The organism is Burkholderia sp. Bp9015, from assembly GCF_003853505.1.
Lineage (GTDB): Bacteria > Pseudomonadota > Gammaproteobacteria > Burkholderiales > Burkholderiaceae > Burkholderia.
In genome coordinates this window covers 78,502-102,543 of record NZ_QTPZ01000031.1, presented here as the reverse complement: position 1 = coordinate 102,543, position 24,042 = coordinate 78,502, and the positions used below count along the sequence as shown (strand labels likewise).

Annotated in this window: 23 protein-coding genes and 1 pseudogene; 15 read left to right on the top strand and 9 right to left on the bottom strand. The window is 69.0% G+C overall.

Annotated elements, in window-relative coordinates:
• A pseudogene (locus DIE12_RS38965) lies at positions 1-345 on the top strand (highly repetitive protein); the annotation flags it as partial.
• A 377-nt stretch (positions 346-722) separates the two neighbouring features.
• The gene (locus tag DIE12_RS28075) at positions 723-1,121 is read left to right on the top strand and encodes a carboxymuconolactone decarboxylase family protein (protein WP_044848113.1); all 399 of its coding nucleotides are present in this window, start codon (positions 723-725) and stop codon (positions 1,119-1,121) included.
• A gap of 40 nt (positions 1,122-1,161) precedes the next feature.
• Here the strand turns inward: DIE12_RS28075 and DIE12_RS28070 are convergent, their stop codons facing one another.
• From DIE12_RS28070 to DIE12_RS28060, 3 genes are read right to left on the bottom strand one after another with little or no spacing between them, the layout of a single operon-like run.
• Positions 1,162-2,148: an alpha/beta fold hydrolase gene (locus DIE12_RS28070; RefSeq protein ID WP_124520348.1), complete on the bottom strand. Its 987-nt coding sequence runs from the start codon at positions 2,146-2,148 to the stop codon at positions 1,162-1,164.
• A 7-nt stretch (positions 2,149-2,155) separates the two neighbouring features.
• Entirely contained in the window at positions 2,156-3,721 is a 1,566-nt protein-coding gene (locus DIE12_RS28065; protein ID WP_124520347.1) for an NAD(P)/FAD-dependent oxidoreductase, read from the bottom strand.
• A complete protein-coding gene (locus DIE12_RS28060) occupies positions 3,718-4,620 on the bottom strand; it encodes an SDR family oxidoreductase (RefSeq protein ID WP_124520346.1) in 903 nt (300 codons plus the stop codon). The genes DIE12_RS28065 and DIE12_RS28060 overlap by 4 nt, the downstream gene beginning before the upstream one ends.
• A gap of 88 nt (positions 4,621-4,708) precedes the next feature.
• Between DIE12_RS28060 and DIE12_RS28055 the strand changes: the two genes are divergently transcribed.
• Positions 4,709-5,365, top strand: a complete 657-nt coding sequence (locus tag DIE12_RS28055; RefSeq protein ID WP_124489837.1) for a TetR/AcrR family transcriptional regulator — start codon at positions 4,709-4,711, stop codon at positions 5,363-5,365.
• Between the two features lie 173 nt (positions 5,366-5,538).
• Here DIE12_RS28055 and DIE12_RS28050 read toward each other — a convergent pair whose 3' ends face one another.
• Entirely contained in the window at positions 5,539-6,492 is a 954-nt protein-coding gene (locus tag DIE12_RS28050) for a LysR family transcriptional regulator (protein ID WP_124489836.1), read from the bottom strand.
• A gap of 126 nt (positions 6,493-6,618) precedes the next feature.
• Between DIE12_RS28050 and DIE12_RS28045 the strand changes: the two genes are divergently transcribed.
• The 6 genes from DIE12_RS28045 to DIE12_RS28020 all read left to right on the top strand — a co-directional run bounded on the left by DIE12_RS28045 (position 6,619) and on the right by DIE12_RS28020 (position 14,460).
• Positions 6,619-7,263, top strand: coding sequence for a glutathione S-transferase family protein (locus tag DIE12_RS28045; RefSeq protein ID WP_124520345.1), 645 nt, complete (start codon positions 6,619-6,621; stop codon positions 7,261-7,263).
• 32 nt (positions 7,264-7,295) lie between these two features.
• The gene (locus tag DIE12_RS28040) at positions 7,296-9,344 is read left to right on the top strand and encodes a pyridoxamine 5'-phosphate oxidase family protein (RefSeq protein ID WP_124520344.1); all 2,049 of its coding nucleotides are present in this window, start codon (positions 7,296-7,298) and stop codon (positions 9,342-9,344) included.
• A 123-nt stretch (positions 9,345-9,467) separates the two neighbouring features.
• Positions 9,468-9,671: a DUF2970 domain-containing protein gene (locus DIE12_RS28035; protein WP_021164122.1), complete on the top strand. Its 204-nt coding sequence runs from the start codon at positions 9,468-9,470 to the stop codon at positions 9,669-9,671.
• A 617-nt stretch (positions 9,672-10,288) separates the two neighbouring features.
• Positions 10,289-12,520: a TonB-dependent siderophore receptor gene (locus DIE12_RS28030; protein WP_124520343.1), complete on the top strand. Its 2,232-nt coding sequence runs from the start codon at positions 10,289-10,291 to the stop codon at positions 12,518-12,520.
• Positions 12,521-12,579: 59 nt separating this feature from the next.
• Positions 12,580-13,191 (top strand): nicotinamide riboside transporter PnuC, encoded by a 612-nt coding sequence (pnuC, locus tag DIE12_RS28025; protein WP_124520342.1) that lies wholly within the window; start codon positions 12,580-12,582, stop codon positions 13,189-13,191.
• Between the two features lie 60 nt (positions 13,192-13,251).
• Positions 13,252-14,460, top strand: a complete 1,209-nt coding sequence (locus tag DIE12_RS28020; protein ID WP_124520341.1) for a phosphotransferase enzyme family protein — start codon at positions 13,252-13,254, stop codon at positions 14,458-14,460.
• A gap of 163 nt (positions 14,461-14,623) precedes the next feature.
• Here DIE12_RS28020 and DIE12_RS28015 read toward each other — a convergent pair whose 3' ends face one another.
• Positions 14,624-14,914 (bottom strand): DUF4148 domain-containing protein, encoded by a 291-nt coding sequence (locus tag DIE12_RS28015; RefSeq protein WP_124520340.1) that lies wholly within the window; start codon positions 14,912-14,914, stop codon positions 14,624-14,626.
• A 418-nt stretch (positions 14,915-15,332) separates the two neighbouring features.
• Here DIE12_RS28015 and DIE12_RS38760 point away from each other — a divergent pair, with 418 nt between their 5' ends.
• Positions 15,333-15,455 (top strand): hypothetical protein, encoded by a 123-nt coding sequence (locus tag DIE12_RS38760; protein ID WP_260426899.1) that lies wholly within the window; start codon positions 15,333-15,335, stop codon positions 15,453-15,455.
• Positions 15,456-15,538: 83 nt separating this feature from the next.
• A complete protein-coding gene (locus DIE12_RS28005) occupies positions 15,539-15,967 on the top strand; it encodes a VOC family protein (RefSeq protein WP_124520339.1) in 429 nt (142 codons plus the stop codon).
• 319 nt (positions 15,968-16,286) lie between these two features.
• Here DIE12_RS28005 and DIE12_RS28000 read toward each other — a convergent pair whose 3' ends face one another.
• Entirely contained in the window at positions 16,287-17,582 is a 1,296-nt protein-coding gene (locus DIE12_RS28000) for an O-acetylhomoserine aminocarboxypropyltransferase/cysteine synthase family protein (protein WP_124520338.1), read from the bottom strand.
• Positions 17,583-17,715: 133 nt separating this feature from the next.
• Between DIE12_RS28000 and DIE12_RS27995 the strand changes: the two genes are divergently transcribed.
• On the top strand, positions 17,716-18,384 hold the full coding sequence (locus DIE12_RS27995; RefSeq protein WP_044848099.1) for an O-methyltransferase: 669 nt from the start codon (positions 17,716-17,718) through the stop codon (positions 18,382-18,384).
• Between the two features lie 110 nt (positions 18,385-18,494).
• On the opposite strand, the gene DIE12_RS27990 is transcribed toward DIE12_RS27995, so the two are convergent.
• The 3 genes from DIE12_RS27990 to DIE12_RS27980 form a co-directional block, all read right to left on the bottom strand.
• Complete coding sequence (locus DIE12_RS27990) at positions 18,495-19,718, bottom strand: RtcB family protein (RefSeq protein ID WP_124488813.1); 1,224 nt, start codon at positions 19,716-19,718, stop codon at positions 18,495-18,497.
• A 197-nt stretch (positions 19,719-19,915) separates the two neighbouring features.
• Positions 19,916-20,677, bottom strand: coding sequence for a bifunctional 2-polyprenyl-6-hydroxyphenol methylase/3-demethylubiquinol 3-O-methyltransferase UbiG (locus DIE12_RS27985; protein WP_124488812.1), 762 nt, complete (start codon positions 20,675-20,677; stop codon positions 19,916-19,918).
• 12 nt (positions 20,678-20,689) lie between these two features.
• Positions 20,690-21,316, bottom strand: coding sequence for a LysE family translocator (locus tag DIE12_RS27980; protein WP_044848096.1), 627 nt, complete (start codon positions 21,314-21,316; stop codon positions 20,690-20,692).
• A 171-nt stretch (positions 21,317-21,487) separates the two neighbouring features.
• Here DIE12_RS27980 and DIE12_RS27975 point away from each other — a divergent pair, with 171 nt between their 5' ends.
• The 3 genes from DIE12_RS27975 to DIE12_RS27965 all read left to right on the top strand — a co-directional run bounded on the left by DIE12_RS27975 (position 21,488) and on the right by DIE12_RS27965 (position 23,947).
• The gene (locus tag DIE12_RS27975) at positions 21,488-22,288 is read left to right on the top strand and encodes a helix-turn-helix domain-containing protein (protein ID WP_124488811.1); all 801 of its coding nucleotides are present in this window, start codon (positions 21,488-21,490) and stop codon (positions 22,286-22,288) included.
• Between the two features lie 138 nt (positions 22,289-22,426).
• The gene (locus DIE12_RS27970; protein ID WP_124488810.1) at positions 22,427-22,846 is read left to right on the top strand and encodes an ATP--cob(I)alamin adenosyltransferase; all 420 of its coding nucleotides are present in this window, start codon (positions 22,427-22,429) and stop codon (positions 22,844-22,846) included.
• Between the two features lie 99 nt (positions 22,847-22,945).
• Positions 22,946-23,947, top strand: coding sequence for a LysR family transcriptional regulator (locus tag DIE12_RS27965; protein ID WP_124488809.1), 1,002 nt, complete (start codon positions 22,946-22,948; stop codon positions 23,945-23,947).
• The last annotated feature ends 95 nt before the right edge of the window (positions 23,948-24,042 follow it).

Below are 24,042 nucleotides of genomic sequence, written 5' to 3'. Positions count from 1 at the left end.
GAAGTACCCGACGTGCCGGAAGTGCCCGAGGTGCCGGAAGTGCCCGACGTGCCGGAAGTGCCCGACGTGCCGGAAGTGCCCGACGTGCCGGAAGTACCCGACGTGCCGGAAGTACCCGAAGTACCCGAAGTCCCCGACGTCCCCGAAGTCCCCGACGTCCCCGAACTACCGCCGCCGGACGTACCCGACGAGCCGCCGCCGGACGTTCCGGATGTCCCCGAAGTCCCGGACGTCCCCGACGTGCTCGGCTTGATCGACGGCGTGACCGGCCCGTCGACCGAGCCGCAGCCGTACAGTGAGAGCAGCGACAGGACGGCCAGCGATACCGTCGTCTTTTTTAAGTAATGGTGCATGGTGGCCTCGACATTGGAAGTTGTGTCCGGGCCATTACTGCAAATTCCGCGCCATGACATCTTCCGCGCAATGCGCCGGCGCTTTGTTGCGGGAATCGGGAATATCGGCGCGATTTAAACGGAGGAATGGGGGTTTCGCGTGACGGGCGCGCCGGTTGCGCCGGTGTGCGCGCTGTGATGTTCCCGTAAGGTGCCGTAACGCCGGGCTGGATGTTACGTAGCGTTCGGCCCGGTGTTCCGCGTGTGACGCAGCCGGCCGCGCCCCGAGGGCACGTTCTTTGACGAAACACCCGCGCGCCGCGAACATGACGCGAACCCACCCGGCCGCAGGCGACGCCGAAGCGGCCAAGACTTCAGACAGGACACGACATGAGCGAACAGGACAGGGAACAGGGCAAGGCGCGCCGCACCGAAGTCATGGGCGAGGCATTCGTCGAGCGCGCGATGCGCGACCTCGACGGTTTTTCGCGTCCGCTGCAGAACTGGCTGAACGAGCACGCGTGGGGCAGCACGTGGCAGCGCGGCGGCATCGACCTGAAGACGCGCAGCCTCTGTACGTGCGCGATGCTGGCGGCGCTCGGCCGCGGCACGGAACTGAAGGGCCACGTGCGTGGCGCGCTCAACAACGGCGCGAGCCTCGTCGAGATCCGCGAGGTGCTGCTGCACAGCGCGCTGTACGCGGGCGCGCCGGCGGCGGTCGAGGCGTTTCGCAGCGCGCGCGAGGTCATCGCGGAGCTCGGGCTGTCGCTGCCCGACGACGAAGCCTGACCGGCGCGCGCCGCGGCGCGGCCGGCAGGCCCGCCGACGCTCAATGCTCGACGTGCGCGCCCTGCGCCGGCGCCTCGACCGGCGCGGCGGCGACTTCGAGCAGCCAGTCCGCCGTTGCGTCGGGAATCGTGACCGGCAGCATGTGCCCGCCTTCGACGACCTTCAACCTCACGCGTGCCGACTTCTGCGCGAGCGCTTCGCCGTGCGTGCGCCAGTTCAGGATCGGATCGGCGCGGCCGTACAGCACGTCGACCGGCAGCGCGAGGTCCGCGTAGCGGCGCACCATCGCGGGCATGTCGACGGGGGCCGACAGCAGGTCGGTCGCCGTCGCGTAGAACACGTGCGGCCGCAGCCCGAGCAGCCCGCCGCCCTTCACCGGGAAGTCGCGCGGCACGGCTTGCGGCGCGAACACCTGATCGACGGCCTTGCGGCCGGTCAGGATCGTCAGCGGGATCGCGAAGGTCCACGACACGAAGCGGCGCACCAGCGGCGACGGCAGCATCAGCGGCTTGAACGGGGCCGGCGGTTCGGTCTGCTCGTGCGACAGCGGCGCGATCAGCGCGAGCCGGCTTACACGCTCCGGATGGTTGAGGCCGACCGCGAGCGCGATCGCGCCGCCGAGCGAGTGGCCGACGAGCACGGGCCGGTCGAGCTTCAGCGCGTCGATGAACGCGGCGACTGTGCGGGCCTGCGCGAACACGTTCGCCTGCGAGCTGGCGCCGCGCAGCGAGCGGCCGGCGCCGGGCCGGTCGACGAGGATCACGCGATGGTGCTGCGCGAGCCGCGTGAGCGGCAGGTACGCGAAATTGCGCCACTGCCCGGCGAGCCCGTGCACGAACACGAGCGGCGGGCCGCCGCCGTACTCGACGTAATGGATGTGGTCGCCGCCGATGTCGACGAAGCGGCCTTCGGGCGGAAACGCGCGCGTCACGCGACGCGCGACGTAGCCGGAAAACAGCGCGAGCGCGGCGAGCATCGCGACGACGCCGAGCAGCACGTTCTGGATCAGGTGAAGCGTATGGCTCATGTCGGCCTCAACGGGTTTCGAGTACGGGTTCGGCGACCGGCGCGGCGGCCGGGCCGGCTTTCGCGCGGCGTTCGAACTGCATGGCCGAATCGGCGAGCCCGCTGAACTTCAGCGACGCGAGATCGAGCACGTAGTTCTGGTGGAACTTCCACGGCTTGCGGTGCCCCTGCTTCGGCAGGATGCCGGCCGCGCGCTGGATGTAGCCCGAGCTCAGGTTCACCGCCGGCACGTCGCCGAGGTCACCGGCGCCGAGCCGCGGCACGCAGGTGTCGTAGCCGTTCGCGCGCATGTGGTTGAGCAGCCGGCACACGTAGCGCGCGATCAGTTCGGCCTTCAGTGTCCACGACGCGTTCGTGTAACCGAACGACGACGCGAGGTTCGGCACGTCGCTGTACATCATTCCTTTATAGGACACGGTCTGCGGCAAATCGACCGCGCGGCCGTCGACCGTGACGCGCGCGCCGCCGAGCAGCTTCACCTTCAGCCCGGTCGCGGTGACGATCACGTCCGCGACGAGCTGCTGGCCGCTCTTCAGCTTCAGGCCGGTCGGCGTGAAGCGCTCGATCTCGTCGGTGACGATCGATGCGCGGCCCGCGCGGATCGACTTGAACAGGTCGCCGTTCGGCACGAGGCACACGCGCTGGTCCCACGGCATGTAGCGCGGCGTCAGGTGCTTCGCGACGTCGAAATCGGGGCCGAGCTGCCTGCCTGCCGCGCGGATGATGAACTGTTTCGTCCGCTCGGGCTTGCGACGCGACACGTTGTACAGGTACATCGTCAGCAGCACGTTCTTCATGCGCACGAGCCGGTGCGCGAGCCGCGACGGCAGCACGCGCCGCAACGCGTTCGCGATCCTGTCGCGGGCGGGCAGCGACACGATGTAGGTCGGCGAGCGCTGCAGCATCGTCACGTGCTTCGCATCGGCCGCCATCGACGGCACCAGCGTGACGGCCGTCGCGCCGCTGCCGATCACGACGACGCGCCGGTTCGCGTACGACAGGTCCTTCGGCCATTGCTGCGGATGCACGATCCGGCCTTCGAACGATTCCATGCCGGCCCAGTCGGGCAGGTAGCCGCCGTCGTAGTCGTAATAGCCGCTGCACATATAGAGGAAGCGGCACGTGTAGACCAGCGTGTCGAGCGCGCCGTCCCGCATGCGCTCGATGCGCACCGTCCAGCGCGCGCGGTTCGAATCCCAGTCGGCCGCGACCACTTTCTGGCCGTAGCGGATCGTCTTGTCGATGCCGTACGCGCGCGCGGTGTCGCGGATATAGTCGAGGATCGTCTGGCCGTCCGAGATCGCCTTGTCGCTGTGCCACGGGCGGAAGCTGTAGCCGAGCGTGAACATGTCGGAGTCCGAACGGACGCCGGGATAGCGGAACAGGTCCCAGGTGCCGCCGATCGCGTCGCGCGCCTCGACGATCGCGACGCTCGCATGCGGGCAGCGCTTTTTCAGGTGATAGGCGGCGCCGATGCCGGACAGGCCGGCGCCGACGATCAGCACGTCGAGGTCACGGGCGTCGCCGGAGGCGCACGGCGCGTCGCGCCGGTCGGTCGTCGTCGTCGATGTCATGCGGGATCCTTGGTCGGTGTGGTCGGCCGCGCGGCGGGGGCACGCGTGCGCTCGAGATTGCGTGCGCGGGCGCGGCGCACGTGGCGCAGCACCAGCCGCTGGTAGCCGGCGCCGAGCAGGCGCGCGAGCTTGTCGAGGCGGCGCGCGTCGGCGCCGACCAGCACGCGGCGCGCGTTGCGCTCGACGCCGGCGAGAATCTGCCGCGCGGCGTCGTCGGCCGTCGTCGCGTTGATCAGGCGGTTCGCCTGGCGGCGGTGGGTCGCTTCGTCCTGGCCCGTGAGCGCGTGGATGCTGGTATCGACGCGGCTCGCGTCGACGATGTTGGTCGCGACGCCGCCCGGATGCACGCAGGTCGCGCTGACCGGCGCGCCGTCGAGTTCGAGTTCCATCCGCAGCGCCTCGGTGAAGCCGCGCACCGCGAACTTGGTCGCGTTGTACGCGCTCTGCGTCGGCATCGCGACGAGCCCGAACAGGCTCGACGTGTTGATCACGTGCCCGTCGCCCGACGCGCGCAGGTGCGGCAGGAACGCCTGCGTGCCATGCACGACGCCCCAGAAGTTGATGCCGACGATCCATTCGAGATCGGCGATGCGCGCAGTCTCGGCGCTCGCGGCCAGCGACACGCCCGCGTTGTTGAAGACCAGGTTGACCTTGCCGTGTTCGGCGCGCACGAAATCGGCCCACGCGAACACCGCGTCGCGGTCGGCGACGTCGAGCCGCCGCGTGCTCGTGCGCACGCCGTGCTTCGCGCACGCGGCCGCGGTGCCGGCGAGCCCGACATCGTTGACGTCGGCGAGCGCGACCTCGCAGCCGCGCCGCGCGAGCTCGACCGCGAGGCTGCGGCCCATGCCCGAACCGGCACCCGTGATCGCGGCGACCTTGCCGGAAAACCCCTTCATGCGTCGTTCCTCCCGTTCCGCTTGCGCTGCATCGGCGGCGCGCCTATTGTGGTGTTATTCGTCACCACTTTAGTTTTCGGGTGTCCTGATGTCAAATAGCGAAATGGAGAAAGCACTCGAAACGGAAAAACGGGGCCGGGCGTACGGCGGCGTGGCGCCCGAGGTGCGGGCCGCCGAGCGGCGCGATGCGTTGATCCGCGCGGCGACGCGCGTGTTCGGCACGGTCGGCTTCCGCAAGGCGACCGTGCGGTCGATCTGCCAGGAAGCGAAGCTCAACGACCGTTATTTCTATGCGGCGTTCGACAGCACCGAGGATCTGCTGCGCTGCACCTACCTGCATCACGCGCAGCAGCTGCACGACGCGGTCGCACGCGCGGTGGCCGAGCGCGGCGGCGATCTGCGCGAAAGCGTCGACGCGGGGCTCGCCGCGTTCTTCGGCTTCCTGCGCGATCCATGCGCGGCGCGCGTGCTGCTGCTCGAGGTGATGGGCGTGAGCGCCGATACCGACATGACGTACCAGCGGATGCTGCTCGACTTCGGCAAGCTGATCATGGCGATCGGCGCGGCCCGCGAGGCCGCGACACCCGCCGAGCGCACCGAGCAGCGGCTCATCGGGCTCGCGCTGGTCGGCGCGATGACGAACGTCGGCGCGGCGTGGCTGCTCACCGGGTATCGCGACCCGGAGGCGCAGATGGTCGCGAGTTGCAGGAAGGTGCTGCTGGGGACGTTGCGGGAAGCGGGGTAGGCGGCGCGAGCGCGTGCCTGTCGTGTGCCGTCACGCGAACGCCGCGCGTAGCTGCAAGGCCTTCGCGCAGGAATACGAATTCGCGTTGTGTACGAACCCGAAGAGACTCGAAACGCGAAGCGGTCGCCAAAAGGCGGCGCTACGCGAAGGTCATGTGTCGGACGGTTGCCTTTTCAATCGTCGGCGCGTCGCGCCCGTGTCGCGCGCACACGCGGCGCGGCGGCCGTTGCCGCGATCCTTGCCTTCATCGCGTCGATGAACGCGCGCACCTTCGGCGACGGCAACCGCGTCGACGGATACACCGCATGGATCCCGGCCCGCGCCGAGCGCCACGCGGGCAGCAGCCGCACGAGCCGGCCGGCCGCGACGTCCTCCGCGATCGAGAAATCCGTCAGGAGCCCGAAGCCTCCGCCCGCGAGCGCGATCGCGCGGCAGGCCGTCGCGGTGTTCGACACGACCGGCGCGACGCAACGCACCGACGCATGGCCGCCGCGCGCGTGGTCGAGTTCGACCGTATGCGGGCGCGACAGCGTCGACAGCATCACGAACGGCAGCGCGGCGAGCGCGTCCGGGTCGCGCGGCAGCCCGTGCCGCGCGACGAACGCGGGGCTCGCGACCAGCCATTTCTCGTACTCGCCGAGCTGCACCGCGCGATAGTTCGAATCCGCGAGGCGGCCGATGCGGATCGCGACGTCGAGATTGTCCGCGACGAGATCGGCGATGCGGTCGTTCGCGATCAGTTCGACGTCGAGCCGCGGATGCGCGTCGCGCAGCGCGACGATCGCCGGCGCGACGACCAGCGCGCCGTAGTCGATCGGCACGCTCACGCGCAGCGTGCCGCGCAGCGGCCCGGCGTCGGACGACACCGCGTCGAGCGCGCTTTCGGTCGCGCGCACGATGTCGCGGCACGCGTCGTAGAACGCGCGCCCCGCATCGGTCACGCTCAGCCGTCGCGTGGTGCGCACCAGCAGGTTCGCGCCGACCTCGGATTCGAGGCGCTGCATGTGCGTGCTGACGACCGTCTTCGCGAGGCCGAGCCGCTCGGCCGCGGCCGTCAGCGAGCCGGCGTCGACCACCGCGACGAAGATCGCCAGCCGGTTCAGGTTCACGTCGCGCAGATCGGCCATCGTCGATTGTCCTATGGAAGCGGATAATGTTTCAGCGATTATCCGTCTTCTGGCCGCGAACGGCGAGCGCTACGCTGGGGCCGTTCGTCGCCGATTCCCGGCGGCGCGAGATCCAGGAGCTTTCCCATGCCAGCCGCCAGCAAGCCCGCCCGTCCGGTTCGTGTCTATTCGTTCCCGCTGTCCGGGCACGCGCATCGCGTCCGGCTGTTCCTGTCGCTCCTCGGGCTGCCGTTCGAGACCGTCGACGTCGACCTCGCGTCCGGCGCGCAGCGCGAACCGGCGTTCCTCGCGCTCAATCCGCTCGGCCAGGTGCCGGTGATCGACGACGACGGCACCGTGCTCGCCGATTCGAACGCGATCCTCGTCTATCTCGCAAAGCGCTACGGCGACGCGCACTGGCTGCCCGACGATGCCGCCGGCGCGGCGACCGTGCAGCGCTGGCTGTCGTACGCGGCCGGGCCGATCGCAACGGGGCCGGCGGCCGCGCGGCTCGTCACCGTGTTCGGCGCGCCGCTCGATCATGACGCGGCCAAGCGCACGGCCGCGAAGGTGCTTGCCGTGATCGACCAGGAACTCGCCGGCAAGCCGTTCGCCGCGGGCGCGCAACCGACGATCGCCGACATCGCTGCCTACACGTACATCGCGCACGCGCCGGAAGGCGGCGTGTCGCTCGAGCCGTATCCGCATGTGCGCGCGTGGCTCGCGCGCGTCGAGGCGCTGCCGGGCTTCGTCGCGATGCCGCCGACCCGCGCCGGCCTGCTCGCCGCCTGACGGCGAAGCCGCGATTTCACCGGGAGAACACGATGACCGCGCCGACTGCCGCCGTACCGGGCTGGGAACTGGATGTTGCGCCGTTTCATGCGGGCGAGCTGGCCGTGCAGCAGCGCGCGGGCGTGACGCAGGCCGCGGGCGCGGCCGGCCGGCGCGGCATTCGGCGCTTCATGCCGGACCAGCACCGCACGTTCTTTACACAGTTGCCGTTCTTCGTGCTCGGCGGCGTCGATCCGGACGGCCAGCCGTGGGCGACGCTGCGGGTCGGGATGCCCGGCTTCGTGACGACGCCGGACGCGCGCACGCTGCGTATCGACGGCGACGCGCTGCCCGGCGATCCGCTGGCCGGTGCATGGCAGCCCGGCGTGCCGCTCGGCGGGCTCGGGATCGAGTTCGACACGCGCCGGCGCAATCGCGTGAACGGCGTCGTGCGCGCGGTCGACGGCGGCGCGCTGACGATCGCGGTCGAGCAGAGCTTCGGCAACTGTGCGAAGTACATTCAGGGTCGCACGCCGACGTTCGTGCCGCGCGAAGGCGATGCGTCCGTCGCGGCCGACGTGTCGGACCGGCTGAGCGACGCGGATCGCGCGCTGCTCGCGCAGGCCGATACGTTCTTCGTCGCGAGTGCGAACACGTCGGCCGGTGCGGGTGCCGCGCGCGGCGCGGATGTGTCGCATCGCGGCGGCATGCCCGGCTTCGTGCGCGTCGACGACGCGCACACGCTGACGACGCCGGATTTCAGCGGCAACCGCTTCTTCAATACGCTCGGCAACCTGCAGCACGATCCGCGCGCGGGGCTGCTGTTCGTCGATTTCGATAGCGGCGACCTGCTGTATGTCGCTGCGCACGCGGAGATCGTGTGGGACGGGCCGCTCGTCGCGTCGTTCGACGGCGCGCAGCGGGTCGTGCGGTTTCACGTGCGCGAAGTGCGGCGCACGCGGGGCGTGCTGCCGTTTCGGTGGTCGGCGGTTGAGCGGGCGCCGCAGTTTGCGGGGAAGGTGGGGGCTGGTGTGCCGGCGGTATCCGCACCTGCACCTGCGTCCTCGTCCCCCTCCAGCTGGCGCCCGCTGCGCATCGCGAAGATCGTCGACGAAGCGCGCGCGATCCGCTCGTTTCATTTCGAAGCGGCGGACGGCGACGCGTTGCCGGCCTACGAAGCCGGGCAGCATCTGACGCTGCGCGTCGCGCTGCCGGACGAAGATGCGCCGACGATTCGCAGCTACACGCTGTCCGATGCACCCGGCGCATCGCATTACCGGATCACCGTGAAGCGCGAAGGACGCGTGTCGGCCTGGCTGCACGACCACGCGCGTGCCGGCATGACGCTCGATGCGCAGATGCCGCGCGGCCGCTTCACGTTCGACGTCGCGAGCCCGCGTCCGGCGGTGCTGGTGTCGGCCGGCATCGGCATCACGCCGATGATCGCGATGCTGCGCCGCGCGCTGGCCGACGACGCACCGTCGCGCCGCGTGGTGTTCGTGCACGGCGCGCGCGATACGGCCGACCGGCCGTTTTCAGCGGAACTGACGCGCATCGCGGACGCGGACCCGCGCGTGTCGCTGCACTGGTTCGACAGCCGGCCGCAGCGCGACGGCGCGGCGCGACCGGGCCGTGTCGACATCGCGCAACTGAAGCGCATCCTGCCGTTCGACGACTACGATTTCTACCTGTGCGGACCCGCCGCGTTCATGCGCGATATGTACGACGGATTGCGCGCGCTGAACGTGCCGGACGAGCGTATCCGCTTCGAGGCGTTCGGGCCGTCGAGCGTCGTGCGCAGCGCGACCCGCGCGGCCGGGGCGCCGCCGGCGGCAAGCGTGCCGGTCGTGTTCCGCCGCTCGGCACGCGACGCCGCATGGACGCCCGCCGACGGCACGCTGCTCGAATTCGCCGAAGGCCGGGGCGTGGCGGTGCCGTCCGAATGCCGGTCGGGGTCGTGCGGCACATGCGCGACGCGCGTGCTGTCCGGTGCGGTCGATTACGTGCAAGCGCCCGACGCGCCGGTCGAACCGGGCTGTGCGCTGCTGTGCGTCGCGCGGCCCGCGACGGGCACCATGGAGGCGCTCGTGCTCGACCGCTGATGGCCCCTGCGACACGCCGCCGCAGACGGCCTGCTGCGCGAAAAGCACGCGCAACTGCTTCTTTTTTCGAATGCCGGCCGGATCGACGATAGCGTCAACCGATTCGATGAAAGGAGCACAACCATGAAACTGCTCGGCATGATCAAGCTGGTCCTGTGGAGTTTCTTCGGCGTACGCAACAGCAAGGCGCACGCGGCCGATCTCGCGAACGTCAACTATACGTTGCTGCCGTTCGTGGCGATTGTGCTCGCGCTGCTGGTCGGCGCGGTCATCTACGGCGTCGTGCATCTGGTTGTCGATCCGACCGCGACGATGCAGGGGTTCTGAACGTTGGGTGAACCGGCAGCGGGCCGTCATTCCCGCTCCGGTTTTCGCTCGTTCGACCGGCGCGTGACTGCACCGGTTGTCGAGGTCGCCGCGCGCGATGCGCATCGCGATCGCATCGCCGCCGCTGTCGCACCATTCGAAGCGTATTTCCCCCATCCCGCCGTTCCCGTCTCCCGTTCCACCCGATTCCACGGCCTTCAGCCCCGCCCGGGGTAAAATGCGCGCCACGCCGCGATGTCGCGCGCGACGGGCATGCCGCCGTTCCGACGAACGGCGTACGCAACTGCCCGGCGCCCGCAACCGGGGCGTTCGAAGCGAACCCCGCATGACAAGACCGCGCGACGCAGCCGGCCGCCCGACATGCTCGCGATCCAGGATCGACGGCTGCGTCGGTGCCCCGCGCGTCACCGTCATCCGATGTCCCATCCTGCGCTTTCCCGATCGATCGGCACGCATGCTGCCCGATCGTCAGATTCGTCTGATGAATGTCGTGTCGACGTTCGTGCCCGGCGTCCGCAGGACCGTCGCGGGTTCTTGCATGAGGTCGCGCTTCGCAGCGGCGCAAAGCGTTTCGAAGGTTTCGACAGGGTCGAGTGGCGAGTTTTCCATCCAGAACAATGACGGTGAATAGAACAACAGCGTCGCCCGCACGGCGGCGGCGCGCGAAGGCCGGGCTTGGCGTCGGTCTCGGCATCACGCTTTTCGCGGCGCAGGCCGCCGTGGCGCAGGGCGACGCGCCGGCGCCGGACGCCGGTGCGACCGGCAGCACGACGCTGCCGGCGATCACGGTGAGCGGCGAGCGCGGCAACACGCTGCGCGCGCGCACGGCGTCGGTCGCGGGGCTCGACGATGCGCCGCTGCGCGACACGCCGGCCTCCGTCAACGTCGTCACGGGGGCGCTGATCGACGACCAGCAGGCGAAGCGCTTGAGCGACGTGGTGCGCAACGACGCATCGGTCGTCAACGACTACGCGCCGGTCGGCTACTTCGAAGGCTTCGCGATCCGCGGCTTTCCGGTCGATCTCGCGAGCGCGATCCGGATCGACGGGCTGACGGTGTCCGGCGAGCAGAACGTGCCGCTCGAGAACAAGGAGCGCGTCGAGATCCTGAAGGGGCTGGCGGGCATCGACAGCGGCGTGGTCGCGCCGGGCGGCGTGATCAACTTCGTGACGAAGCGTTCGGCGAACGTCGCGAGCGTGACGGGCGGCGTTGACAGCCGCGGCTCGACATCGGCGGCCGTCGATCTCGGCCGCCGCTTCGGCCCCGACAATCAGTTCGGCTTCCGGATCAATGCCGCGAAGGAGAACATGCACTCCTATATCGACGGCACCAACGGACGACGCACGTTCGGGTCGATCGCCGCCGACTGGGACATCAGCCCGCGCGCGAGCCTGCAGTTCAACGCGGAATTCCAGCAGTGGATCCAGCGTTCCGCGCCCGGCTACCAGCTGCTCGGCGGCACCGTCGTGCCGTCGGTCAAGACGACGTCGAAGGCGCTCGGCACGCAGCCGTGGGCGAAGCCGGTGACGACCGATGCGCTGAACCTGAACGCGCGCTTCGACTACCAGTTCAACGACGACTGGAAGGCCTACGTCGCCGCCGGCCGCAGCCGCACGATGATCGACGACAACAGCGCGTTCGCGTACGGCTGCTATTACGCGGCGAGCTGCGCGGCCGGCACGACGTCGCCGTTCTTCTTCGGCGCGAACGGCGACTACGACGTGTACGACTTCCGCAGCCCGGGCGAATACCGCCGCAACGACGACCTGCGCGCGGTCACGACCGGCAAGTTCGCGACAGGCCCGCTGCGGCACGAGCTGACGCTCGGCGTGAGCGTGCAGCGCCGCGTCGTGCACATGGCGAATGCCGTGTACGACTACGTGGGCAGCGAGAACATCTATGGGCCCGACGTCGCGTTCGCACCGTCGCCGAACACGGCCGGGCCGTCGTATCCGCAGCTCGACGCGTGGCAGTACGGCGTGTTCGGGCTCGACCGCATCAGCATCGGCGAGCACTGGCAGGTGCTCGCGGGCGGCAAGGAAGTGCTGCTGCGCCAGCGCAGCTGGAGCAGCCTCGACGGCGACGCGACGCACACCGACCGCTCGGTGTTCCTGCCGCAGGTCGCGCTCGTCTACAAGCCGGTGAACGTGCTGTCGCTGTACGCGTCGTACAGCAAGGCGCTGTCGCTCGGCGACCAGGCGCCGGTGCGCGCGACCAACGCGTATGCGTTCCTGCCGCCGGTCGAATCGCACCAGTTCGAGCTCGGCGCGAAATACGACTGGCTCGACCGGCTGAGCCTCACGGCCGCCGTGTTCTCGATCAGCAAGCCGTTCCAGTTCGCCGACCCCGATGCGTCGGGCACGAGCTATACGTTCGTGCAGCGCGGCACGCAGCGCCACCAGGGGATCGAGCTCGGCGCGGCCGGGCGCGTGACCGAGCGGCTCGGGCTGACGGCCAGCGTCGCGGCGATTCGCGCGCGCGCGTACGACTCGGGTTCGCCGGCGTACGAAGGGCACCAGATCATCAACATGCCGGCGCTGCGCGCATCGCTGTATGCGGATTACGCGGTGCCGGGCGTTGCCGGCCTGAACATGCTCGGCGGCGTCGAGTACAGCGCGGCGCGCAACGCGAACGAGGAGGGCACCGCGCGCGTGCCGTCGTGGTTCGTGTTCAATCTCGGCGCGCGCTATACGACGAAGATCGCGGGCCATCGCACGGTGCTGCGCGTGTCGGTGGACAACCTGTTCAACAAGTTCTACTGGCGCGACGCGGGCGAGCAGCAGGGCGACGCGTACCTGTTCCCCGGCGCGCCGCGCACCGCGCGCGTGTCGTTGACCTATGATTTCTGATCGTCCGGACCCGGCCGCGTGATGCGCGGCCCCGGCAGCCAACCAGGAGAGCACAGACGATGTCCCCACTCGAAATCGCCGGCGTGATCGTCAGCGCGCTCGCGATCTGGCTGACCGCGAAGCGGCGCATGCTGTGCTGGCCGGTCGGGCTCGCGTCGGTCGCGCTGTACGGCTGGATCTTCTTCGACGCGAAGCTGTATTCCGACATGCTGCTGCAGGGCGCGTTCGCGGTGCTGCAGGTGTACGGCTGGCGCCGCTGGATCGCGCAGCGTACGCTCGAGGCGGGCGGCGGCGCGGCGCCGCAAGGCGACGTCGCGCCCGTCACCGGCGTGCGGCCGCGGCAGATGCTGCCCGATCTGATCGCGGCCGTCGTCGGCAGCGCGCTGCTCGGCGGGATGATGGCGCGCTGGACCGATGCGGCGCTGCCGTTCGTCGATGCGTCGCTGACCGCGTTCAGCCTCGTCGCGCAATACTGGACCGCGCGGCGCTACATCGCGTCGTGGGGGCTGTGGATCGTCGTGAACGTCGTGTACGTCGGGATGTTCGTGTTCAAGGCGCTGTATCTGACGGCAGGACTCTACGCGCTGTTCATCGCGCTCGCCGTCGTCGGCTGGCGCGACTGGAGCCGGACGGCGAATGCGCTGCGCACGACGGCGAGCCCGGCGGGCTGATCCAAGGGCTGATTCACGAGCCGATTCACGGGCTGATTCAACTACGGAGCGACGTCGTTCATGTCATTTCCACTCGAGCCGGACGCGCCTGCATCGCGTGACGTCGCCGACATGCGGGACGTCGCGCCGCCGCAATTCGGCGTCGACGGCGAGCAGGCCGAACGCGACTGGCCGCTGATGACGCACGACGAAGTCGCGGGCGTGCTTGCGCGGATCGATGGCGTCGGCGCGCCGGCGCGGCTTACGTGGCACAGCCCGCGGCCGTTCTCGGCGGCGGTGCTGGTGCACACGACCGACGCGCGCGCGCTGTTCGTCAAGCGTCATCACGCGAGCCTGCGCGACGTCGCCGGGCTCGAGGAGGAGCATCGCTTCATCGCGCATTTGCGCGATCGCGGTGTGCCGGTCGCGGACGTGCTCGCCGGTCGCGACGGCGCGACCGCGTTCTCATCCGGCGACTGGACCTATGAAGTGCACGTGGTGGCGCCAGGTGTGGACGCGTATCGCGGCGTGATGTCGTGGCAGCCGTTTACGCATCCTTCACATGCGTACGCGGCAGGCCGCGCGCTGGCCGAACTGCATCGCGCGTCGGCCGGCTACGATGCGCCGGCGCGGCCCGTGCGCACGCTGCTGTCGAGTTTCCGGGTGCTGTCGTCCGCCGATCTTCCCGATGCGCTCGAACGCTGGGTCGATGCGCAGCCGCTGCTGGTGCGCGCGCTCGGCACGCGCGACTGGCGCGGCGATGTCGCGGATGCGATCGGCCCGTACCACGCGCGCCTCGTGCCGCTGCTGCCCGTGCTGGCGCCGCTTTGGACGCACGGCGACTGGCATGCGTCGAATCTGCTGTGGACGGACGCCGCGCCCGGCGCGCAGGTGCGGACCGTGCTCGATTTCGGCTTGTCGGATCGCACCTGCGCCGTCATGGATCTCGCGCTCGCGATCGAACGCAACGCGATCGACTGGATGGCGCCGGCCGATGCACGTCGCGTCGAGCATGAACAGATCGGCGCGCTGCTCGACGGCTACGAATCGCTCGAACCGCTGAGCGACGACGCATATGCGGCGCTGGTCGCGATGCTGCCGATCGTGCATACCGAATTCGCGCTGTCGGAAGTCGCGTATTTCGGCTGCATCGTCAATGCACCGGACATCGTCGAGGTTGCGTACGACGGTTATCTGATCGGTCATGCGCGATGGTTCGGCGAACGCGACGGACGGCAGTTGCTCGACTGGCTGGTGCAACGCCGGCGCGCGAAGCGGGGCAGCTTGTAAAACTGCGTTGCGGACACTGTCCAGCCGGCAGTGTCGTCTGCCCGATCTTCACCCTCTGCGGTGCCGCGATCGCACCGCACGGCACGGCCGCACGTTCGCCGCGACCCGGCGGCGCGCGGCACGCTGCCGGCGATCGCCGGGCAGCACCCACGCCTGACTCGCATCAGCGCGTCGCGAGGCTGTCGTGATTGTCGGCCTGTGGCGACTTCTCGCCGGCATGCACCGAGATCCCGTGAAGTTCCTTGTTGCGCGCGATGATCTCGCTGGTCGGCGGGTACTGCGTCTTGCTCGTCGGCACCACGCCGTCGTGCTGCGCCTGCTTGAGTTCGTCGATGACTTCCGCGCGGGTCTTGCCTTGCGTTTGAGTGTGCGTTTGCGCGAAGGCGGCTTGCGAGGCGACGCCGAGCGACAGCGTGGCGGTGACGAACAGGGCTGCGAGTCTTGCCGTTTTCATGAAGCTCTCCTTGATGTGGCCGCCGGGTGGCGATCCATGAGCGCAGTATGCGAAAGCCGCCGAGCGTGACCGTGATCGGCAGATGACAAATGCGTCAGATTGCGGGGCCGAGGGGCGTGACGTGCGGGTCTGGCCGACGTGATGCAATCGTCATGTTCGGGTCATGCATGCGATGAGCGGGACGCGGAGCATGTCGCCTGCCGACGGCCGATGGTGTCGACGGCATGCGCACCGTTCGCCGCACCGGCATGGAGGGCGGACGGTCTCGTGTAGACTTTCATTCCGGACCCGACAGTGGATCGTCCCGCCATTCGCCTGTCGTTGCTTGCCCTGCTGATTGCCCCGTTGGTCGCCGGTTGCGCGTCATCCCGTCCCGAAGCCGGGACGGTCGGATCGTCCGCGCCGAAGGCCGCGCGCGATGCGGTCCACCGGCCTGATGCCCGGCGAACAGATCGACCATGCGGGGCATCGATGCGGCAATCCGAACTTCTACGTGAACACGCATCCGTGCCTGTTCCCGAAGCGCAACGTCACTCCTTGATGCAGTCATATCCCCGCGCCACATGCGCGGCTGTCGACTATAGTTATGCACGAACAGCACCCATCCACGGCGAAGGCGGGCAAATGATCGATCACGTTTACATCTCAGTCACCGACATCGAGAAGTCGCTGATCTTCTACTCCGAAGCCTTGAAGCCACTCGGCTGGAGCGTATTCGGCAACTACGACTCCGCGAATGGCCCGGCGAGCGTCCCCGATCTCTACGGCATCGGCGACGATGTGTACGGCAAGGGAGAGGGGGTTGGATCAAGCATCTGGCTACGCAAACGTCAGCCAGGCGAGACCGGGCTTTACCTGGGGATCGTCTGCGATACGAACGAACTCGTCGACGCTGCCTACGCAGCCGCAATCAAGGCCGGCGGCATCGATGAGGGAAGACCGGCGGATCGTACCTACTTCGCCCCCGGCTACTACGCCGCCAACGTCGCCGACCTCGACGGCAACCGTCTCGAGTTCGTACACAAGGCGTGGAACCCCAAGCGACGCTCATAGCAATCCAATGGATGCACGGGAGTCGTCGCGGTTCGTATCGCCTTGAACGATCCCGCACCGGATAGATGGCTGCTTCGCGGACGTGCGGTTGGCCGAACCGGATCGGCAAGCCCTGTCCACGGAATTCCGCAAACGAGCAAAAAAAGGCCCGGCACTCGCAGTGTCCGGGCCAACGCGTGATCGTGCCGTGCGACAGCGATACGCTTGCGTGGTTCGCAACGGGCATCACCCGTCACGCATTCGATGGTATGCGACGCGATCCATCGCGAACCGGGGATTGAACACCTTGAAGCGGGCGTGTCGGCACGCCCGCATCGGCTCACAGCTGCGCGAGCGCCTGGTCGAGATCGGCGAGCAGGTCGTCGATGTGCTCGATGCCGATCGACAGCCGTACCGTTTCCTCCTTCACGCCGGCCTTCGCGAGCTCGGCCGGCGACAGCTGGCGGTGCGTCGTCGAGGCCGGATGCGTCGCGAGCGACTTCGTGTCGCCGATGTTGACGAGCCGCGTGAACAGCTTCAGCGCATCCTGGAACTTCGCGCCGCCGTCGCGTCCGCCCTTCACGCCGAACGTCAGGATGCCGGGCGCGCGGCCCGACAGGTAGCGCGCGACGAGCACATGATCCGGGTGATCGGGCAGCCCCGCGTAGTTCACCCATTCGACGTGTTCATGGCGCGCGAGATGCTGCGCGATCTTCAGCGCGTTGTCGCTGATGCGCTCGATGCGCAGCGCGAGCGTCTCGATGCCTTGCAGGATCTGGAACGCGTTGAACGGCGAGATCGCCGCGCCCATGTTGCGCAGCGGCACGACGCGCGCGCGGCCGATATACGCGGCCGGCCCGAACGCTTCGGTGTAGACGACACCGTGATAGCTGACGTCGGGCTCGTTGAGCCGCTTGAAGCGGTCCGCGTGCTGCGCCCACGGGAACTTGCCCGAATCGACGATCGCGCCGCCGAGGCTCGTGCCGTGGCCGCCGAGATACTTCGTCAGCGAGTGCACGACGATGTCCGCGCCGTGTTCGAACGGACGCAGCAGGTACGGCGACGGCACCGTGTTGTCCACGATCAGCGGGATACCGTGGCGATGCGCGACTTCCGCGAGCGCGGCGATGTCGGTCACGTTGCCGAGCGGATTGCCGACCGATTCCGCGAAGATCGCCTTCGTGCGCGCGTCGATCAGCGGCTCGAACGACGCGGGGTCGCGCGGATCGGCGAAGCGCGTCGTGATGCCGTATTGCGGCAGCGTATGCGCGAACAGGTTGTAGGTACCGCCGTACAGCGAACTGGCGGACACGATGTTGTCGCCGGCTTCCGCGATCGTCTGGATCGCGTACGTGACGGCCGCCTGGCCCGACGCCAGCGCCAGTGCGCCGATGCCGCCCTCGAGCGCGGCGATCCGCTGTTCGAGCACGTCGGTCGTCGGGTTCATGATCCGCGTGTAGATGTTGCCCTGGACCTTCAGGTCGAACAGGTCTGCGCCGTGCTGCGTGTCGTCGAATGCGTACGCAACGGTCTGGTAGATCGGCACCGCGACCGCGCGCGTGGTCGGGTCGGGGCGATAGCCGCCGTGCACGGCGATGGTTTCGAGGCGCCAGTTCGAAGAGGCCTGATCGGTCATGAGTGCTCCATCTGTTGTTGTCGTGGTCGAGCGATTATAGAAGCAGGTGCGCTGCCGTCCTTAGAACGAATGGTTTGTTGCTTATGGGGCCGCCGCGCATAGAATGCGTTTTTCCTCGGATGAAGGGGGCGCGATGGACCAGGATCAGTGGAACAAGGTGGATGCGTATTTCTCCGCGACGCTCGTGCCGACCGACGACGCGCTCGACGCCGCGCTCGCGGCGAGCGACGCGGCCGGGCTGCCCGCGATCAACGTCGCGCCGAACCAGGGCAAGCTGCTGCAGCTGCTCGCGACGATTCGCGGCGCACGGCGCATCCTCGAAGTCGGCACGCTCGGCGGCTACAGCACGATCTGGCTCGCGCGCGCGTTGCCGCCGGACGGCCGGCTCGTGACGCTCGAACTGAACCCCGATCACGCGAAGGTCGCGACGCGGAACATCGCGCGCGCCGGGTTCGCGGATGTCGTGTCGGTGGTGGTCGGCAGCGCGAAGGACAGCCTCGCGCGGCTCGTCGATGCGGGCGAGGCGCCGTTCGACTTCATCTTCATCGACGCGGACAAGGACAACAACGCCGCTTATCTGGACGCCGCGCTGAAACTGTCGCGGCCCGGCACGGTGATCGTCGTCGACAACGTCGTGCGAGGCGGGCGCGTGGCCGATCCGGACAACCGTGAGCCGGACGTCGTCGGCGTGCGCGACGGGTTCGCGCGGATCGTCGCCGAGCCGAACCTCACGACGACCGCCTTGCAGACGGTCGGGCTGAAGGGCTGGGACGGGTTTTCGATCTCGATCGTCGGCGCGTGACGTGACGGTGGCGCATCACCGCGGTCGTCGGCCGCACCGGACGTGCGATACGGTCGCGGCCACGGATCTTTCATCGAGCGCGGCCGCCCGGCCTTCGGCCGCGCGCCGCGCTATCCTTTCACGCACACCACCTGACGCAGCGTGTGCACCACTTCGACGAGGCTGCGCTGCGCCGCCATCACCGCATCGATGTCCTTGTAGGCCATCGGGATCTCGTCGACGACACCCGCGTCCTTCCGGCATTCGACGCCGCGCGTCGCCTTGACCTGGTCGTCGACCGTGAAGCGGCGCTTCGCTTCGGTCCGGCTCATCGCGCGGCCGGCGCCGTGGCTGCACGAGCAGAAGCTCTCCGGATTGCCGAGCCCGCGCACGATGAAGCTCTTCGCGCCCATCGAACCCGGAATGATGCCGAGCTGTCCCTTCTGCGCGGATACGGCTCCCTTGCGCGTGACGAGCACGTCCTCGCCGAAGTGGCGTTCGCGCTGCACGTAGTTGTGGTGGCAGTTCACCGCGTGCTCGTCGACCGCGAACGGTTTCGCGATCACGCCGCGCGCCGCGCCGATCACCGCGTCCATCATCGCCTGCCGGTTGCGGCGCGCGTAGTCCTGCGCCCAGCCCACCGCTTCGACGTAGTCGTCGAAGTGCCGGCTGCCCTCGGTGAAATACGCGAGGTTGCGATCCGGCAGGTTCGCGATGTGCTGCCGCATGTCGGCCTGCGCGAGTTCGATGAACAGGCTGCCGATCGCATTGCCGACGCCGCGCGAGCCGCTGTGCAGCATGAACCACACGCGATCCGCTTCGTCGATGCACACCTCGATGAAGTGGTTGCCCGTGCCGAGCGTGCCCAGATGCGCGTAGTGGTTCGTCTTTTCCAGCTTCGGATACTTGCCGACGATCCGCTGGAAGCCCGGCAGCAGCGACTTCCACGACTCCGTCACGGCGGCCGGCGTGCGATCGCCCCATGCGCCCGGATCGCGGCGGCCCGGCGCGCGGCCGTGCGGCACCGCGCGTTCGATCGCGCTGCGCAGCCCGCCGAGCGCGTCCGGCAGGTCCGCCGCCGTGAGCGTCGTGCGCGCGGCCATCATCCCGCAGCCGATGTCGACGCCGACCGCGGCCGGGATGATCGCGCCCTTCGTCGGGATCACGCTGCCGATCGTCGAGCCCTTGCCGAGGTGGACGTCGGGCATCACCGCGACGTGCTTGAAGATGAACGGCATTTGCGCGGTGTTGCGCAGTTGCGTGCGCGCGTCGTCCTCGACCGCGACGCCTTGCGTCCACATCTTCACCGGCTTGCCGTTCGCCAGTTCCATCACCTGAAAATCATCGTTACTCATTTGCTTCACCTTCGATCGCCCCTTCAGTCGTCCGGCGCAAGCTCTTGAACGCATGATGCTTCCATCTATTCTTGTCTTTTTCTTCACTGGCTGCCGGCCGACGTGCGTTGGCCGAATCGGGGTACGACGCGACCGGGTCGACTCGATTCGCGGAGTGCTCGCTGCACGGTAGCCGCGCGTGAACGATGTTCCACCATTCACGCTCGGCAGATCGCGATGATCTCCGCGCTGGCCGCGTCGTCGAACGGCGCACCGTTCCAGTCTCCGCACCAGTCGGCCGACGAGAAGCCGGCGGCCGCGACACGCGCCTGCAGGTCGGGTTGCGCGATGAAGCGCAGCCGGCTCGCGTTCTTCACTTGCGTATCGTCACGATGAAAGCGGTAGACCGTGTCGAACGACACGATCGGACCGTCGACCGCGGTCACCGCATGATGGAGTTCGACGCTGCCGAATTCGGGCGAATCGATGCGGGTGGCCGACGCCGCCGGAGTCCAGCCGAGCCACGGCTCGACACGCGGATTGCGGGTCTCGAACAGGAAGCGCCCGCCGTCGGCCAGCACGCGCCGCACGCCGCACAGCGTCGCGTCGATCTCCGCGTCGGTCAGCAGGCACTGGAACGCGTGCCCGGTCATCACGACGGCATCGAACGGCGCGCCGGGCGGCAGGCCGCCGAGATCGCACGCGAGCCAGCGCACCGCGCCGGCGCCCGGCTGGCGTCGCGCATGGTCGATCATCGCGGGTGCGGGGTCGATCGCGACGACGTCGTGCCCGGCCGCCGCAAGCCGGCGCGCGAACGTGCCGGTGCCGCAGCCGAGATCGAGAATCCGTTGCCGCCCGGTGCCGAGGCGCGATGCGTAGAACGCGAAGTCACGATCGCCGGCGTTGAACCGGTCGTAGACCGCGACGAGGCGCGGATCGGCATAGAGGATTTCGCCGGCGGCCGCCGCGTCGGACGTCACGCGAAACCCGCGTCAGCGCTGTTGCACCGCGACGCGCAGCCCGAGCGCGATGAAGATCGAACCGATGATCTTTCCCTGCCAGCGCGTGAGCCACGCAAGCCGCTTCACGACGCGGCCGAGCGGACGGATCGAGCATGCGATCAGCGTCGTATAGAGCGAGCTGAGCACGACGAAGATCAGCCCGAGCACCGCGAACTGCACGAACGTCGAGCCGCGTTCCGGATGCACGAACTGCGGCATGAACGCGAGGAAGAACAGCGCGGTCTTCGGATTCAGCACTTCGGCGGGAATCGCCTGCAGGTACGCCGTCAGCGGCGTGACGGGCGGCACCTTCGGCAGCGACGGATCGGACGGCCCGTCGAGCAGCGCACGCACGCCGAGGTAGATGAGGTAGGCCGCGCCGACCAGCTTCACGACGTTGAACGCGAGCGCCGACGTCATCAGCAGCGCCGACAGCCCGACGGCGGCAAACAGCGTATGCACGAAGTCGCCGCTCGCGACGCCGAGGCCGGTCAGGATGCCGGTCTTGCGGCCGCCCTGCACGGTGCGGCTCAGCACGAGCAGCACGGCGGGGCCCGGGATCAGGAACAGGCCCAGGACGACGGCGGTGAAGGTGGCCAGCGTGGTCAGGTCGAACATGGCGGCTCCGGCAAGGTTGGCGAGGCGGCGGGGGATCGACGCATTGTATTCGGATCGGCGCGCGTCTGCCGATGCCGGCCGGGAACCGCGCAGCCGCGCCGGCGCCTTTCTGGTATAAGCACGAAAGGCCGCGCGGGCACGCCGTCCGGCCGCTTTCGACACCATCGTTCCATGCGCGACCTGCCACCCGTTACCGCCCCCGCTGCCGACGCCGACGTCTATCACGTGCCGCGCCCGCTCGTCGTGTTCGGCGGCTCGGTCGTCGAGCCCGAATGGCGGCTCGAACGGCACAGCCATCCGCAGGCGCAACTGCTGTACACGCTGAGCGGCGTCATCTATTGCGAGATCGACGGCGGCGTGTGGAGCGCACCGCCGCAATGCACGGTGTGGATTCCGGGCGGCGTCACGCATTCGGCGCGCGGTTCGGCCGGCGCGACGTTCTACGCGGTGCTGGTGGAGCCCGATGCGGCGCCCGGCCTGCCGGCGCGCTGCTGCACGCTGGGCATGTCGCCGCTGTTGCGCGAACTGCTGCTGAAGGCCGCGAGCTTCCCGAGCCTGTACGACGTCGACGGTCCGCAGGGGCGGTTGATGGCGACGCTGCTCGACGAACTCGTCGCGGCGCCGGTCGAGGACCTGTATCTGCCGATGCCGGCCGACCGCCGGCTGCGCCGGCTGATCGATCACCTGCTCGACGACCCGGCCGACAAGTCGCCGCTGCCCGAACTCGCGCGCCGCGCCGGCGTCAGCGAGCGCAGCCTCACGCGGCTCGCCGCGAAGGAACTCGGCATGAGCCTCGGCGACTGGCGCCGGCGGCTGCACGTCGCGCTGTCGCTGCGGATGCTGACGGCGGGCCGCCGCGTGCACCAGATCGCGATCGACCTCGGCTACGAGAGCGCGAGCAGCTTCGTGACGATGTTCCGCAAGGCGACCGGCAAGTCGCCGACCCAATACCTGACCGACCGGCAGCGCTGACCGTGCCGTGCTGAGCCGTGCCGTGCCAGGTCGGCACGCGCGCGCTTGACCGGATCGAACAAGCGGTTGGCCGGCACGAGAAATGACGGGACGGGCGTCGCTCCTTAACATGAGAATCATTCTCATCTGGAGGCAGACATGCAGATCGTCACGACTGAATTCCCGTTGGTGTGGTTGCGTTACGCGCGTTCGCCGTCGAGCGATCCCGCGCACTTGCTGGCCGAACTCGACGCGTTGCTCGCGCGCCGCGAACGTTTCGTGTTCCTGACCGACGATGCACCGTCCGGCGACGATCGCGATGCGCAGGATCACGAGATGCGCAAGCAGCTCGCGAAATGGAGCAAGGCGAATCGCGCGCAATCGCGCGAATGGATTCCCGCGATGATCGCGGTCGAGCCCGACGCGCAGCGGCGCGCGGCGCTCGATGCGTTCTCGGCCGCGTTCGAGAAGGTCTGGGGGTATCCGTTGAACGCGGCGGTGAATCGTGACGAGGCGCTCGCGCTGGCACGGCAGCTGCTCGCCGCGCCGGCCCGCGCGGCCACGGCCACGCGCGACTGAACCGGTCGCCGCGCCGGCGGCGCGGCTCGCTCACTGACAGGCATGCGCCGCGTCGCGTTCGCGCGTGATGCGTGATGCCGTATTCCGCGGGAGTTTCCGGTGGACAATCCGATTCGCGCGATGCGCATCTTCACGCGCATCGTCGAGATGAACAGCTTTACGCGCGCGGCGCACTCGCTCGGCATTTCGCGCGCGACCGCGACGCGCACCGTGCAGGAACTCGAGGCGGCGCTCGGCATGCCGTTGCTGGTGCGCACGACGCGCGCGCTGCGGGCGACGCCGGAAGGCGACGCGTATTACCGGCGGTGCCAGCGCATCACCGCGGACGTCGACGAGCTCGAAGCGAGCCTGCGCAATGCGGCGCGGCATCCGAGCGGGCCGCTGCGCGTCGAGTTGCCGGGAGCGGTGGCGGACGCGATCGTGCTGCCGGCGCTTGGCGCGTTCCATGCGCGTCATCCGGAACTCGTGCTGATGCTGGGCGTGTCCGGACGCGCGGCCGACCTGATCGGCGATGCGGTCGACTGCAGCATCCGGCTCGGCGCGCTGCCCGATTCGTCGCTGGTTGCGCGCCCGCTCGGCGCACTCGAGCGCGTGACCTGCGCGAGCCCGGCGTATCTCGAGCGCTGCGGCGTGCCGCGTTCGCTCGATGCGCTCGCCGGGCATCGCGCGGTCAACGGCGCGTTCGCGTCGGCCCAGCGCACCGCCGAACTCGAATTCGCGATCGACGGCGCGGTGCGCAAGATCCGGCTCGATGGCATCGTCAGCGTCGACGACGAGCAGGCGTACCTGGCGTGCGGCGTGCATGGCCTCGGGTTGATCCAGCCGCCGCGCGTCGTCGCGCAGCCGCTGATCGACGCGGGACAGTTGCAGGAAGTGCTGCCGCGGTGGCGGCCGGGCGCGGTTTCGGTGTCGGCCGTCTATGCGAAGCGCCGGCACGTGTCGCCGGGCGTGCGCGCGTTCGTCGACTGGATCGCGGAGCGTTTCGAGGATGCCGCGCAGGACCGGGCCGGTGTGAGCGTGCCTGGGGCAGCGCTGCGGCAGATGGCAGCGACGGCGATCGCCGCGTGCGAGCCCGACGGGAGGCTGGCGGCCGCGGCGTGACGGCGGGGCGCGCGTCCGGATGTGCCAATATTCTGGCGATTTGTGGGCCGGTTCGCCAAAATACTGGCATTCCGCCAGCCGGTGCATCGTCAGAC

What these genes read in the sequence shown, in the direction of transcription:
- DIE12_RS27990 (WP_124488813.1), bottom strand. Translation starts at nt 19,718, where the DNA reads ATGAGTAACGATGATTTTCAGGTGATGGAACTGGCGAACGGCAAGCCG.
- DIE12_RS28030 (WP_124520343.1), top strand. Translation starts at nt 10,289, where the DNA reads ATGACGGTGAATAGAACAACAGCGTCGCCCGCACGGCGGCGGCGCGCG.
- DIE12_RS28050 (WP_124489836.1), bottom strand. Translation starts at nt 6,492, where the DNA reads ATGGCCGATCTGCGCGACGTGAACCTGAACCGGCTGGCGATCTTCGTC.
- DIE12_RS28000 (WP_124520338.1), bottom strand. Translation starts at nt 17,582, where the DNA reads ATGACCGATCAGGCCTCTTCGAACTGGCGCCTCGAAACCATCGCCGTG.
- DIE12_RS28015 (WP_124520340.1), bottom strand. Translation starts at nt 14,914, where the DNA reads ATGAAAACGGCAAGACTCGCAGCCCTGTTCGTCACCGCCACGCTGTCG.
- DIE12_RS28055 (WP_124489837.1), top strand. Translation starts at nt 4,709, where the DNA reads ATGTCAAATAGCGAAATGGAGAAAGCACTCGAAACGGAAAAACGGGGC.
- DIE12_RS28035 (WP_021164122.1), top strand. Translation starts at nt 9,468, where the DNA reads ATGAAACTGCTCGGCATGATCAAGCTGGTCCTGTGGAGTTTCTTCGGC.
- DIE12_RS28005 (WP_124520339.1), top strand. Translation starts at nt 15,539, where the DNA reads ATGATCGATCACGTTTACATCTCAGTCACCGACATCGAGAAGTCGCTG.
- DIE12_RS28040 (WP_124520344.1), top strand. Translation starts at nt 7,296, where the DNA reads ATGACCGCGCCGACTGCCGCCGTACCGGGCTGGGAACTGGATGTTGCG.
- DIE12_RS28045 (WP_124520345.1), top strand. Translation starts at nt 6,619, where the DNA reads ATGCCAGCCGCCAGCAAGCCCGCCCGTCCGGTTCGTGTCTATTCGTTC.
- DIE12_RS27975 (WP_124488811.1), top strand. Translation starts at nt 21,488, where the DNA reads ATGCGCGACCTGCCACCCGTTACCGCCCCCGCTGCCGACGCCGACGTC.
- DIE12_RS38760 (WP_260426899.1), top strand. Translation starts at nt 15,333, where the DNA reads ATGCGGTCCACCGGCCTGATGCCCGGCGAACAGATCGACCATGCGGGG.
- pnuC (WP_124520342.1), top strand. Translation starts at nt 12,580, where the DNA reads ATGTCCCCACTCGAAATCGCCGGCGTGATCGTCAGCGCGCTCGCGATC.
- DIE12_RS28060 (WP_124520346.1), bottom strand. Translation starts at nt 4,620, where the DNA reads ATGAAGGGGTTTTCCGGCAAGGTCGCCGCGATCACGGGTGCCGGTTCG.
- DIE12_RS27995 (WP_044848099.1), top strand. Translation starts at nt 17,716, where the DNA reads ATGGACCAGGATCAGTGGAACAAGGTGGATGCGTATTTCTCCGCGACG.
- DIE12_RS27980 (WP_044848096.1), bottom strand. Translation starts at nt 21,316, where the DNA reads ATGTTCGACCTGACCACGCTGGCCACCTTCACCGCCGTCGTCCTGGGC.
- DIE12_RS28075 (WP_044848113.1), top strand. Translation starts at nt 723, where the DNA reads ATGAGCGAACAGGACAGGGAACAGGGCAAGGCGCGCCGCACCGAAGTC.
- DIE12_RS28020 (WP_124520341.1), top strand. Translation starts at nt 13,252, where the DNA reads ATGTCATTTCCACTCGAGCCGGACGCGCCTGCATCGCGTGACGTCGCC.
- DIE12_RS28070 (WP_124520348.1), bottom strand. Translation starts at nt 2,148, where the DNA reads ATGAGCCATACGCTTCACCTGATCCAGAACGTGCTGCTCGGCGTCGTC.
- DIE12_RS27970 (WP_124488810.1), top strand. Translation starts at nt 22,427, where the DNA reads ATGCAGATCGTCACGACTGAATTCCCGTTGGTGTGGTTGCGTTACGCG.
- DIE12_RS28065 (WP_124520347.1), bottom strand. Translation starts at nt 3,721, where the DNA reads ATGACATCGACGACGACGACCGACCGGCGCGACGCGCCGTGCGCCTCC.